Here is a 12,464-nt window from a genome sequence, read left to right as displayed (position 1 = left end):
AATAAAATATGAATAACTACTAAGGAGGTGTAAGAGTATTAGCCATGTTGAATTGATAATCACAGCACTTATTGCAATAGCAGTCGGCTTTCTAATTGGTTATTTTGCAAGAAAGATTATTGCAGAATCTAAAATAAAAAGCGCAGAAAATTTAGCGCGTACCATACTAGAAAGTGCAAAAAGAGACGCTGAAAATAAAAAAAGAGAGCTCTTATTAGAAGCTAAAGAAGAGATTCACCGCATGCGAACTGATTTAGAAAAAGAGATAAGGGATCGCAGAGGTGAATTACAGCGTTTAGAAAAAAGACTCCTTCAAAAAGAAGAAACCCTGGATAAAAGAGCCGAAACTTTAGAACAAAAAGAAAATCTTCTAGAAGAAAAACAAAAAGAAATTCAACAATTGGAAGAACAAATTTCTTTACTCCATCAAAAAGAAATAGAAGAATTAGAAAGAATTTCGGGACTAAGCCGTGAAGAAGCAAAAGCCATTTTATTAGAAAGTGTTCAAAAAGATATACAACATGAAATGGCTATAATGATTAAAGAAATGGAAAACAAAGCTAAAGAAGAAGCAGAAATGAAAGCAAAGGAAATAATTAGCAATGCCATTCAACGTTGTGCGGCTGACCATGCTGCAGAAACAACTGTGTCTGTTGTTACCCTTCCTAATGATGAAATGAAAGGTCGCATAATAGGTAGGGAAGGCAGAAATATAAGGACAATAGAGACATTGACGGGAATTGACCTTATAATAGATGATACTCCTGAGGCTGTTGTTATTTCAGGCTTTGACCCTATACGAAGAGAAGTTGCGCGGATTGCGCTGGAAAAATTAATTGAAGATGGGCGAATACATCCCGCAAGAATAGAGGAAATGGTAGAAAAGGCTAAAAAAGAAGTAGACAACATGATAATCAAAGCAGGAGAAGAAGCGGCTTTTGAAGTAGGAATTCACGGTTTGCATCCCGAGCTGATTAAGTTACTAGGAAGACTTAAATTTAGAACTAGCTACGGGCAAAATGTCTTAAAGCATTCAATCGAAGTAGCTCATTTGGCAGGACTTATGGCTTATGAATTAGGTGCAGATGCCCTAGTTGCCAAAAGAGCAGGACTTTTACACGATATAGGTAAGGCCGTAGACCATGAGGTGGAAGGCCCTCATGTAATGATAGGTGCAGAACTAGCTAAAAGATATCATGAGTCTGATGCTGTCATTCATGCCATAATGGCTCATCATAATGATGTAGAGCCTCAGACTGTTGAGGCAGTATTAGTACAAGCGGCAGATGCTATCTCTGCTGCAAGGCCAGGTGCAAGGCGGGAAGCTTTAGAAGCCTATATTAAGCGTTTAGATAAGTTAGAACAAATTGCTAATTCTTTTGAAGGTGTAGAAAAGTCTTATGCTATACAAGCAGGAAGAGAAATCAGAATAATGGTAAAACCTGAAATTGTCAATGATGATGATATTGTCATTTTGGCGCGAAATATAAGCAAAAAAATTGAGGAAGAAGTTGAATATCCAGGTCAAATCAAAGTGACTGTCATAAGAGAGACAGTAGCTGTAGATTATGCAAAATAAAGGATTGAAAAAAAGCGTGCGATGAGCACGCTTTAAAAGTTTCATCATAAATTTTTATTAGCTATTGTTTTAATAGCTAGGTTTGTGTAATAATAAGTTTAAGAAAATTATTTTTTGGAGGTTAAGAATGAAGATACTTATCATCGGCGATATAGTTGGAAGACCAGGTAGAAACATATTAAAAGAGCACTTACAAGAATTAATATCAGAATACAATATTGACATAGTTATAGCGAATGGAGAAAATGCTGCCGGAGGAAATGGACTGACTCGCAAAGTTGCTGATGAACTTTTTGAAATGGGAATTTCTGCATTAACAATGGGAAATCACGTGTGGGATCAAAAAGAAATATTAAAATTTATTGATGAAGAAATGCGAATTGTAAGACCTGCCAATTATTTAGAGGAAACACCTGGCAGGGGCTCTATAGCACTTAATTTTAAAAATACAAAAATTGGTATTATAAATTTGCAGGGAACTACCTTTATGCCTTGCAATAGAAATCCTTTCTTTGTCGCCTTAGAAGAAATGGAAAAGTTAAAAAAAGAGACGAATATAATCCTCGTAGATTTTCATGCAGAAGCTACTTCTGAAAAAATAGCAATGGGATATTTTTTAGACGGAAAAGTAAGTTGTGTTTTTGGCACTCATACTCATGTACAAACGGCAGATGAGAAAATATTACAAAATGGGACAGCTTACATAACTGATGTTGGCATGACAGGTCCTAGTGATTCTATATTGGGAATAGATAAAGAATTAATAATTAAAAAATTTACATCTTCTGTACCTGTACGCTTTGAAGTTGCAAAAGGTCCTGCCCAAATAAATGCCATTGTAATTTCTGTTAATGAAATAACAGGAAAATGCTTTAGCATAGAACGGATTAATAAAATTTATGCATAAAAAAGAGGATTTTTAAAACAAATGTAGAATATTAACAAAGAGAAAATCATTTGTTTTTAAGGGGGAAAAACAATGGAAGTGTTAAAAGTTTCAGCAAAATCTAATCCAAACGCTGTAGCAGGAGCGTTGGCAGGGGTGTTAAGAGAGCGTGGAGGTGCGGAAGTACAAGCAATAGGTGCAGGTGCAATAAATCAAGCTGTAAAAGCTGTTGCAATTGCGAGGGGTTTTGTAGCACCAAGCGGGATTGACTTAATTTGCATTCCTGCTTTTACAGACATTGAAATAGACGGTGAAGAAAGGACAGCAATAAAGTTAATTGTAGAGCCACGATAAAAAATAACCTGCATTTTGCAGGTTATTTTAAATTGTAAAGGTAAAATTTAGAAGAAAGGTTGGGATATAATGTTTGCAGACCTTCACATGCATTCAAAAGCTTCTGATGGAACTAATTCACCTTCTGAAGTAGTTCGATTGGCAAAAGAACACGGACTTAGTTGTATTTCTCTGACAGATCATGATACGATTGATGGATTAGAGGAAGCCATAGGAGCTTCTTCGAGATATGAAATAGAAGTTATCCCTGGAATTGAATTTAATTGTTATTATCAAGATCAAGAAATTCACATTTTAGGTTATTTTATAAATTATCACGATAAAAATTTTACTGAAAAATTAGAAGAGATGAAAAAGCTGAGAAATGACAGAGCCAAAGCGATTTTAAAAAAATTAAATGAATTAGGAATTGATATTTCTATAGAAGACGTATTGGAATTCACAAGTGAAAAATTCATAGGAAGACCTCATATAGCAAGAGCCATGGTAAAAAAGAATTATGTAAAAAGTGTAAAAGAAGCCTTTGAAAAATACATAGGAGTGGGTGCTCCTGCTTATATAGAAAGATACAGAATCACTCCTTTTGAAGCAATAAACCTTATTTTAGAAAATGGAGGTGTTCCTGTTTTAGCTCATCCCGGGTTACTTCAAGATGATAGTATTATTGAGGAATTAGCCCCAAAAGGTTTAATCGGAATAGAAGTTTACCATTCAAAACACACTACCGAAGATATAGAAAAGTATTTAAACAAAGCTAAAAAATACAAGTTAATCATAACTGGAGGCTCAGATTTTCACGGTATAGAAGTAGATGGCAGAGACCTTTTAGGAACCATAAAGTTAGACTATGAATATGTAAAAATATTGAAAAGTAAAGCTAAAAATTTTGTAGAAATATCAAAATAATTAAGTTAAAATAATATTGTGATTCATATAACAAAACCCTCTGGAGGTGTAAAAATTGGATTTATCCCAAAATGCCTTACAAATTACCCCTTCTATGACATTAGAAATAACTGCAAAGGCAAAACAGCTAAAAGCTCAAGGCATAGACGTTATAGACTTCGGAGTAGGAGAGCCAGATTTTGATACACCTGATTACATAAAAGAAGCTGCAATTGACGCTATAAAAAAAGGCTACACCAAATACACCCCTTCTTCAGGCATTTCTGAATTAAAAAAAGCAGTATGCGACAAGCTTTTAAAAGACAACGACCTTAAATACCAACCAGACCAAATTGTCATATCAAACGGCGCTAAACACTCTATATATAACGCTCTTTGTGCAATTTTAAATCCTGGCGACGAAGTTATAATTCCTGTACCTTATTGGTTAAGCTATCCTGAGATGGTAAGGCTGGCTTATGGAAAGCCTGTCTTTGTAAAAACAAAAGCAGAAAATGACTTTAAAATTACAGCCGAAGAATTAAAAAATGCTATTACCTCTAAGACAAAAGCTTTAATTTTAAATACCCCCAACAATCCAACTGGCTCAGTGTATACTAAAGAAGAGTTAGAAGAACTTGTAAAAATTATTGAAGAAGCAAATATTTTTGTCATTTCAGATGAAATATACGAAAAATTAATTTACGAGGGCAGTCACATCAGTATCGGCTCTTTAAATGAAAAAATTAAAGAACTGACAATTTTGGTAAACGGCATGTCTAAAGCTTATGCTATGACAGGATGGAGAATTGGATATACCGCTTCTTCTTTAGAAATTGCAAAGGTTATGTCAAACATTCAAAGTCACACCACCTCAAATCCCAATTCAATTGCTCAATATGCCAGTGTAGCCGCTTTATTAGGAGATGAAACTGTTATTAAAAGAATGGCAGAAGAATTCAATAAAAGAAGAATTTATATGGTTGAAAGGATAAATAAAATAAAGGGGTTAAAATCAAATAAACCTCAAGGGGCTTTCTATGTAATGGTAAATATAGACGAATACATTGGAAAAGAAATAAAAGGAAAAATTATTAGAGGTTCCATAGATTTTGCAAATGCTTTAATTGAAGGAGCAAATGTAGCAGTTGTTCCTGCTTTGCCCTTCGGAATGGACAATTACATTAGGATTTCTTATGCTACTTCCATTGAAAATATTGAAAAAGGCTTAAATAGAATCGAAGAATTTTTAAATAAAGCATAATGAGGAGGTAAATATGCGAGATACTTATCAGAATCCGTTAATAACAAGATACGCTAGCAAAGAAATGACCCAAATCTTCTCTGACGATGAAAAATTTAAAACTTGGCGAAGATTATGGGTAGCTTTGGCAAAAAGCGAAAAAGAATTAGGGCTCAATATTACAGATGAGCAGATTAAAGAAATGGAAGAAAATATAGACAACATAAACTATGAAGATGCGGAAAAATTCGAAAGAGAATTTCGACATGATGTTATGGCTCACATACATGCCTATGGTCTTTTGTGCCCCAAAGCCAAACCTATAATCCATTTAGGAGCTACCTCTGCTTTTGTAGATGACAATACTGATATAATTCTTATGGATAGAGCTCTTGAGCTAATTGAAAAGAAACTTCTCAAAGTAATAAAAGTTTTATCCGAATTTGCACTAACTTATAAGGATTTACCAACTTTAGGTTATACTCACTTTCAACCAGCTCAACTTACTACAGTTGGTAAAAGAGCATGCCTTTGGATACAAGATTTAATTCTCGATTTACAAGATTTAAGATATAGAAGAGAAAACATAATGTTAAGAGGAGTAAAAGGCACCACTGGTACACAAGCAAGTTTTATGGAGCTTTTTGGTGGTGATGAAGAAAAAGTAAAAGAGCTAGACAGATTAGTAATAGAAAAAATGGGATATAAAAAGTCCTTCCCTGTGACAGGACAAACTTATACGAGAAAATATGACTTTATGCTTTTGTCTGTTTTAAGCGGTATTGCTCAAAGTGCTCACAAATTCAGCAACGATCTAAGGCTTTTGCAACATTTAAGAGAAATTGAAGAGCCCTTTGAAGAAAAACAAATAGGCTCATCTGCAATGGCTTATAAAAGAAATCCTATGAGAAGCGAGAGAATGGCAGCTTTAAGTAGGTATGTTATTGTCACACTTTTAAATGCATCTATTACTTCTTCTGCTCAATGGTTTGAAAGAACTTTAGATGATTCAGCTAACAGGCGAATTGTAATACCCGAAATGTTCCTTGCCACAGATGCTATATTAAATCTTTATATAAACATTGCGTCTGGTTTAAAAGTAAACAAAAAAGTAATTGAAAAAAATGTGATGAAGGAATTGCCTTTTATGGCTACAGAAAAGATTTTAATGAAAGCTGTACTTAAAGGTGGGGACAGACAAGAGTTACATGAAGCTATAAGAGTATACTCCTTAAAAGCGGCAGAAGAAGTTAAAAATGGAGAAAAAAATAGGTTGCTTGATTATATACAAAATGACCAAAGATTTAAACTTTCCCAAGAAGAAATTAAAGAATTAGTTGACCCTATAAAATTTACCGGAAGAGCTGTAAGCCAGACTGAAGAATACATTAAGGAAATTGTAAACCCTATTTTAGCAGATTTTAAAGAAGATGTAGAAGCAAAAGTAGAAGTGTAAAATTTGTTCACTTTCCACATCCCAATATCATAGAATAACAATAAAAATGGTATTGGGATGTGGTGGTAGATGGGAATACGGCCAGTTTTCTTTGAAGGATATAAATTTGAAGGATATAAAATAGAAAAAAAGTCAGAAGATAAACCTAAAGAAGTCACAACAACTGTAGATGATAAAAAATTACAAGAAGAAGCTTTAAAAGAGCTAAATTCTTTGATAGGCCTTAATAAAGTGAAAGAAATTATACAAGAAATTTACGCTTTCTCGCAACTGCAAATAAAGCGTAAAAAGGAAGGATTAGCCACTGAACCTATAGTATTACATATGATATTTAAAGGTAATCCAGGAACAGGCAAAACTACTGTAGCAAGGATATTAGGAAAACTTTTAAAAAGTATAGGAGTTTTAGAAAAAGGCCATGTAGTTGAAGTAGAGAGAGCTGATCTAGTAGGAGAATACATAGGACATACTGCTCACAGAGTCCGTGAAAATGTAAAAAAAGCTTTGGGAGGAATTTTGTTTGTAGATGAAGCTTATTCTTTGGCAAGGGGTGGAGAAAAAGACTTTGGCAAAGAAGCTATTGATACTCTTGTCAAAGAAATGGAAGACAATAGGAATAAATTTATACTTATATTAGCAGGTTACAAACACGAAATGGAATATTTTTTAAATACCAATCCCGGACTTCGCTCCAGGTTTCCAATCCAGATAGATTTTCCTGATTATACTATAGATGAACTTCTTCAGATTGCGGAAGTCATGGTAAAAAACAGGCAATATAAGCTTACAGAAAGTGCAAAGAGAAAATTAATGAAAATATTGATTCGTGACGACAATTCAAGAGAAATAGGAAACGCGCGCCTTGTAAGGAATATCATAGAAAGAGCAATTAGAAAACAGGCTGTAAGAGTTTTAAACAAAATAAATATAACCAAAGAAGATTTAATAACAATAGACAGTATAGACATTAGAGAGGACTGAGAAAATGGACACAAAAAAAATTTTGCAGAACAATTTCCATATAAACTCAAAAATAATCGAAGTTATAGAAAAATCAGAAAAAGATTGTTATCCTGTATTTAGAAAGATTGATAAGACTGTAGAGTACAATCAGTATAAGGTCATATATCATTTCCAAAAGAACAAATTAAGCGATATCCATTTTAATGGCACAACTGGCTATGGATATGGTGACATCGGGCGAGAGACAATCGAAAAAATATATGCAGGAATATTTGCCGCAGAAGACGCTTTAGTAAGGCCTCAAATCGTATCTGGAACTCATGCCATAGCATTATGTCTATTTGGCAATTTAAAACCAAATGAAGAGCTAATTTCGGCTTGTGGGAGGCCTTATGATACGTTAGAAGAAATAATAGGGATAAAAGGGGAGGGGAGGGGAAGTTTAAAAGAATACGGAGTTATATATAAAGAAATTCCCCTCCTTAATGATGGAAAAATAGATATAGAAAGTGTAAAAAAAGCAATAACCTCAAAAACTAAAATGGTGATGATTCAACGATCAAAAGGGTATGACTATAGAAAGTCTTTGAAGATAGAAGATATAGAAAAGGCAATTGGTGAAATTAAAAAGGTAAAAGAAGATGTAATCATATTTGTAGATAATTGCTATGGAGAATTTACTGAGATAAAAGAACCAACAGAAGTAGGAGCCGACATTATAGCAGGTTCTCTTATAAAAAACATAGGTGGGGGAATTGCCCCTACAGGTGGATATGTAGTAGGAAAAAAGGAATTAGTTGAAAATGCTTCTTATAGGCTATATGCCCCTGGCATAGGAAAAGAGGTAGGTCCTTCTTTAGATTTAAATAGATTGATTTTACAAGGGTTATTTTTTGCACCTCAAGTGGTAGGACAAGCTTTAAAAGGAGCTGTTCTTTTAGCGAAAATTATGTCAGACTTAGGCTATGAAGTTACTCCAAAATATGACGAAGAAAGAACTGACATAGTTCAAGCTATCAAATTTAAAACTGCTGAAGAGTTGATATCTTTTATCCAGGGAATACAAATGGGGTCCCCAGTAGACTCTCATGTAATTCCTGAGCCGTGGGACATGCCAGGATATCAGGATAAAGTCATAATGGCAGCAGGAGGATTTATACAAGGATCTTCTATAGAGTTAAGTGCAGATGCACCTATAAGAGAACCTTATATCGCATACGTGCAAGGTGGTCTTACTTATCCTCAAGTAAAATTGGCAATAGCTATTGCTTTAAATAATATTTACAAAGAAGAATAAGCTACAAAATAAAATTCAAGAGGAAAATCTTACCTCTTGAATTTTATTTTCAATCTTCCTTTTGTGATAAAGGGTTTTTATTTACAGCTTCTTTTAATTGCGAATCATCTACATGGGTATAAATTTGCGTTGTAGACACGTTAGAATGCCCTAGGAGCTTTTGTAAAGTCCTTATATCTACATTACCATATCTGTACATCAAAGTCGCGGCTGTATGGCGCAATTTATGGGCAGAATATTTTTTTCCTTCTAAATTAGCATTTTTTAAATGTTTTTTTACGGTATATTGTACAGTTTTAACACTTATGCGTTTAAGCCTTTTGCTCAAAAACAAAGCCTTTTTATCTTTGACTCCTTCTTTAGGTCTTACCTTCAAATATGTATTTATTGCATTAATACACGCATCATTTAAATAAACTGTTCTTTGTTTATTTCCTTTTCCTATAACAGTTAGTTTATCATCTTTTATGTCGTCTAGATTTATATTCACCAGTTCAGAAACTCTGAGCCCACAGTTTAAAAACAAAGTGATAATAGCGTAATCTCTTTCTTTAAAGGGCCCATCTATAGAATTTAAAAGCTTCTTGCTTTCATCAAGGGTGAGGTAAATAGGCTGTCTTACAGAAAGTTTTGGCGACTCTAATTCTTGAGTAGGATTTTTGCTTAGCACTTTGGCTTTTTTGTAAAGATAATTATAAAAAGACCTTAAACTTGCTACTTTTCGAGCACGAGCAGGGGGAGTATTAGACCTTTCGTTAGCTACAAAGTTAAGGTAGGCGTATAAGTCGTTTAAATCAACAGATTCTATCAAATCAACATCTACATCAGAAATATCTATTTCATCAAATTCTACATTAGGACTAACTTTTCCGCGTCTTTGCTTTAAAAAGCGCAAAAACAAAACTAAATCATAAGCATAAGCTTTTACAGTATTATAAGAACGGGCTTTTACAGTTGAGAAGTAGTTTAAAAATTCTTCAAGAAGAGGGGGATATTTAATAGAACCATTATTGGAAGTATTATTAGAAATTTCATTAGACATTCTCAAAACTCCTTTCTACAATTCTAATTATACGAAATAACTATTTCGTATAATTACTTGTATATATAATACCATACATATAATGCTTAAATCAAGCTACTTTAGAGACTGCGTTCAAAATTATTAAAAAGCTCAAGGAACCTTACTAAACTAAGATTCCTTGAGCTTAAAACTCTTATAACTTTTTAGTATTTCTTTTTATTTGCTCTGTAGCCAGTCTATCACATAAATTATTGTATTCACTATCTGCATGACCTTTTACTTTAATCCAATTGATTTGATGTCTTTTTGAAACCTCTAAAAGCTCCTTCCATAACTCTTGATTTTCTACTGGAGTTTTATCTGATTTTAGCCAATTGTTTTTCTGCCACTTTTCAAGCCAGCCTTCTTTAAAGGCATTTATTACATAACTACTGTCACTATATAAATTAACTTTACAAGGCCTTTTTAAGGCTTTCAAAGCTTCTATTACTGCTTTTAATTCCATTCTATTGTTTGTAGTATTTTCTTCAAATCCTGATATTTCTTTTTTTGTTCCTTTGTACAGTAAAACTGCTGCCCAGCCACCTGGACCAGGATTACCGCTACAAGCTCCATCTGTGTATATTTCAACAACATCGATATTATTTGACATTTTTACTTCAATCCCTCTGTTTTTTGATATGCTGCAGCCACTGCTTCAATCACTGCACTTCTCATTGCATTTTTTTCCAAAATCCTTATACCTTCAATAGTTGTACCACCTGGAGATGTTACCATGTCTTTTAATTGGCCAGGATGAAAACCTGTTTTTAATACCATGTTACCTGCACCAGCTACAGCCTTTGAAGCTAATTTATACGCAACATCTCTTGGTAATCCCAATAGTACACCACCATCTGCCAATGCTTCAATAAACATGTACACAAATGCTGGACTACAACTAGAGACAGCCATTGCAGCATCAATTAACTTTTCTTCTACTTCTACAATTTCCCCACAGGTTTTAAAAATCTTCTCCACAATCTCTTTATCCTCTCGCTGTATGTCTTGTGAATAACTTATAGCAGTAATACCTTCTCCTATTAAAGCAGGAGTATTAGGTATTGTTCTCACTATCTTTCCCGTTTTTAAAATATCTTTGACATGACTTATAGTTATACCCGGAGCTATAGTAATTATTATTTTTTTAGCAGTTACTTTTGCTTTTATTTCTTCTAATACAGCATCGTAAATATTAGGTTTTACTGCTAAAATGATAATATCTGACTTTTCAGTTAGGTCAATATTGTCTTTTGCAACAATAACACCAAATTCTTTTTCTAACCCCGCTGTTTTTTCTTTCACCGGATCATAAAGAATTAAATCCTCAGCGTCTATAAAATCCGACTTTAATATGCCCTTTATAAGAGCAAGTCCCATATTGCCGACTCCTATAAAACCAATCTTCATCTTGAAAAACTCCCCTACTTTGTTATTTCAAAAAAACAGTATTAGTTACCCTAATACTGTTTTTTTGTTTTTACTCTTCTTTCTTCTCATCCTTATCAGAAGCAGAGAAGATTACAGGCTTTTGGGGTGTAATTGTCGAAATAGCATGCTTGTAGATAAGAAGTTGCTGTTTGTTCTCTGACTCCAACACCACCGTAAAATTATCAAATCCTTTCACTAAACCCTTTAATTGGAATCCATTGATTAAGTAGACAGTTACTGGTACATGCTCTTTTCTCACTTGATTTAAAAAGATATCCTGTAAATTAATAGCTGCTTTTGAACTTGCCATCTTTATCCCCCTTCTTTAATATGTATCATTAGTTATATTCTATCAAAAATTTAATTTTCCTGCTAAATATTTAATAATATTTTTTTTGAGTTCTTCATAATTTTTATAGTCATCTACAAAAAACCATTTGATAAAGTTATAACCCTTAAACCAGGTGATCTGTCTTTTTGCATACCTCCTTGTCCCTTTTTTAATCTTTTCAACAGCTTCTTCTAAAGAAATCTCTCCTTTTAAATATTCGACAATTTCTTTATATCCTAAAGCCTGCATAGCAGTACTGTCTTTATTATACCCGATTTTTAGCAAGTTTACCACTTCTTCAACCAAATTATTTTTTATCATTTCATCTACTCTTTGATTAATTCTATCGTATAAAATTTGTCTGTCTCTGAAATTAAGCCCTATCATTATAGGCTGATACTCTAGATTTAAACGCATACCACTCATTTTTTGATAGTAAGAAATAGGTTTGCCTGTAAATTCATAAACTTCTAAAGCTCTGATGATTCTTCTAATATCATTTGAATGTATTTTTTTTGCTGCCTCTGGGTCCACACTTTTTAACCTCTCATAAAGATATTGACTGCCATAAGTATTTGCTAATTCTTTCATTTTCTCTCTAAATTCTTTGCTTCCTTCAAAATCAGAAAAGTGCATGATGTAAATTATTGAATTGATATATAAACCAGTTCCCCCTACAATTATAGGAAGTTTCCCTCTTTTGTAAATATCCTTTATAATCTCTTTCGCTCTTTTTTCATATTCTGCTACACTAAACTCTTGATTTGGCTCTACAATATCTATCAAATAATGAGGGATGCCTTGCATTTCTTCCTTTGTAATTTTTGCTGTACCAACATCCATGTACTTATAAACTTGCATAGAATCAGCAGAAATGATTTCTCCATTAAATTCTTTTGCCACGTCTACTGCTAATTTAGACTTACCAGAAGCGGTAGGTCCAACAATAAGCACAAGTTGTATAGCCATCCCATCA

General features: G+C 33.4%; 13 protein-coding genes. 8 read left to right on the top strand and 5 right to left on the bottom strand.

What is annotated here, in order from left to right:
* Positions 1 to 52: 52 nt before the first annotated feature.
* The 8 genes from rny to THEWI_RS06565 all read left to right on the top strand — a co-directional run bounded on the left by rny (position 53) and on the right by THEWI_RS06565 (position 8,663).
* The gene (gene rny, locus THEWI_RS06600) at positions 53 to 1,579 is read left to right on the top strand and encodes a ribonuclease Y (protein ID WP_014062873.1); all 1,527 of its coding nucleotides are present in this window, start codon (positions 53 to 55) and stop codon (positions 1,577 to 1,579) included.
* 127 nt (positions 1,580 to 1,706) lie between these two features.
* Complete coding sequence (locus THEWI_RS06595; RefSeq protein ID WP_014062872.1) at positions 1,707 to 2,486, top strand: TIGR00282 family metallophosphoesterase; 780 nt, start codon at positions 1,707 to 1,709, stop codon at positions 2,484 to 2,486.
* 72 nt (positions 2,487 to 2,558) lie between these two features.
* Positions 2,559 to 2,819 (top strand): stage V sporulation protein S, encoded by a 261-nt coding sequence (locus tag THEWI_RS06590; RefSeq protein ID WP_003866776.1) that lies wholly within the window; start codon positions 2,559 to 2,561, stop codon positions 2,817 to 2,819.
* Positions 2,820 to 2,888: 69 nt separating this feature from the next.
* The gene (locus THEWI_RS06585) at positions 2,889 to 3,725 is read left to right on the top strand and encodes a PHP domain-containing protein (RefSeq protein ID WP_014062871.1); all 837 of its coding nucleotides are present in this window, start codon (positions 2,889 to 2,891) and stop codon (positions 3,723 to 3,725) included.
* Positions 3,726 to 3,780: 55 nt separating this feature from the next.
* Entirely contained in the window at positions 3,781 to 4,968 is a 1,188-nt protein-coding gene (locus THEWI_RS06580; RefSeq protein ID WP_014062870.1) for a pyridoxal phosphate-dependent aminotransferase, read from the top strand.
* Between the two features lie 13 nt (positions 4,969 to 4,981).
* Positions 4,982 to 6,403, top strand: coding sequence for an adenylosuccinate lyase (gene purB / locus THEWI_RS06575; RefSeq protein WP_014062869.1), 1,422 nt, complete (start codon positions 4,982 to 4,984; stop codon positions 6,401 to 6,403).
* 69 nt (positions 6,404 to 6,472) lie between these two features.
* Positions 6,473 to 7,384, top strand: coding sequence for a stage V sporulation protein K (gene spoVK, locus THEWI_RS06570; RefSeq protein ID WP_014062868.1), 912 nt, complete (start codon positions 6,473 to 6,475; stop codon positions 7,382 to 7,384).
* 4 nt (positions 7,385 to 7,388) lie between these two features.
* Positions 7,389 to 8,663, top strand: coding sequence for a methionine gamma-lyase family protein (locus THEWI_RS06565; protein ID WP_014062867.1), 1,275 nt, complete (start codon positions 7,389 to 7,391; stop codon positions 8,661 to 8,663).
* A 49-nt stretch (positions 8,664 to 8,712) separates the two neighbouring features.
* Here the strand turns inward: THEWI_RS06565 and THEWI_RS06560 are convergent, their stop codons facing one another.
* The 5 genes from THEWI_RS06560 to miaA all read right to left on the bottom strand — a co-directional run bounded on the left by THEWI_RS06560 (position 8,713) and on the right by miaA (position 12,457).
* The gene (locus THEWI_RS06560; protein ID WP_004396249.1) at positions 8,713 to 9,705 is read right to left on the bottom strand and encodes a tyrosine recombinase XerC; all 993 of its coding nucleotides are present in this window, start codon (positions 9,703 to 9,705) and stop codon (positions 8,713 to 8,715) included.
* 175 nt (positions 9,706 to 9,880) lie between these two features.
* Positions 9,881 to 10,339 (bottom strand): ribonuclease HI, encoded by a 459-nt coding sequence (rnhA, locus tag THEWI_RS06555; RefSeq protein WP_014062866.1) that lies wholly within the window; start codon positions 10,337 to 10,339, stop codon positions 9,881 to 9,883.
* Positions 10,340 to 10,341: 2 nt separating this feature from the next.
* Positions 10,342 to 11,136 carry a pyrroline-5-carboxylate reductase gene (gene proC, locus THEWI_RS06550; RefSeq protein ID WP_014062865.1) on the bottom strand — a complete coding sequence of 265 codons (795 nt, stop codon included), beginning with the start codon at positions 11,134 to 11,136 and terminating at the stop codon, positions 10,342 to 10,344.
* A 70-nt stretch (positions 11,137 to 11,206) separates the two neighbouring features.
* Entirely contained in the window at positions 11,207 to 11,467 is a 261-nt protein-coding gene (gene hfq, locus THEWI_RS06545) for an RNA chaperone Hfq (protein WP_003869105.1), read from the bottom strand.
* 42 nt (positions 11,468 to 11,509) lie between these two features.
* Positions 11,510 to 12,457 carry a tRNA (adenosine(37)-N6)-dimethylallyltransferase MiaA gene (gene miaA, locus THEWI_RS06540; RefSeq protein ID WP_014062864.1) on the bottom strand — a complete coding sequence of 316 codons (948 nt, stop codon included), beginning with the start codon at positions 12,455 to 12,457 and terminating at the stop codon, positions 11,510 to 11,512.
* Between the last annotated feature and the right edge of the window lie 7 nt (positions 12,458 to 12,464).

This window comes from Thermoanaerobacter wiegelii Rt8.B1, assembly GCF_000147695.2.
In the GTDB taxonomy this organism is placed as follows: domain Bacteria; phylum Bacillota; class Thermoanaerobacteria; order Thermoanaerobacterales; family Thermoanaerobacteraceae; genus Thermoanaerobacter; species Thermoanaerobacter ethanolicus.
This window is presented reverse-complemented; position numbering and strand designations above follow the sequence as displayed.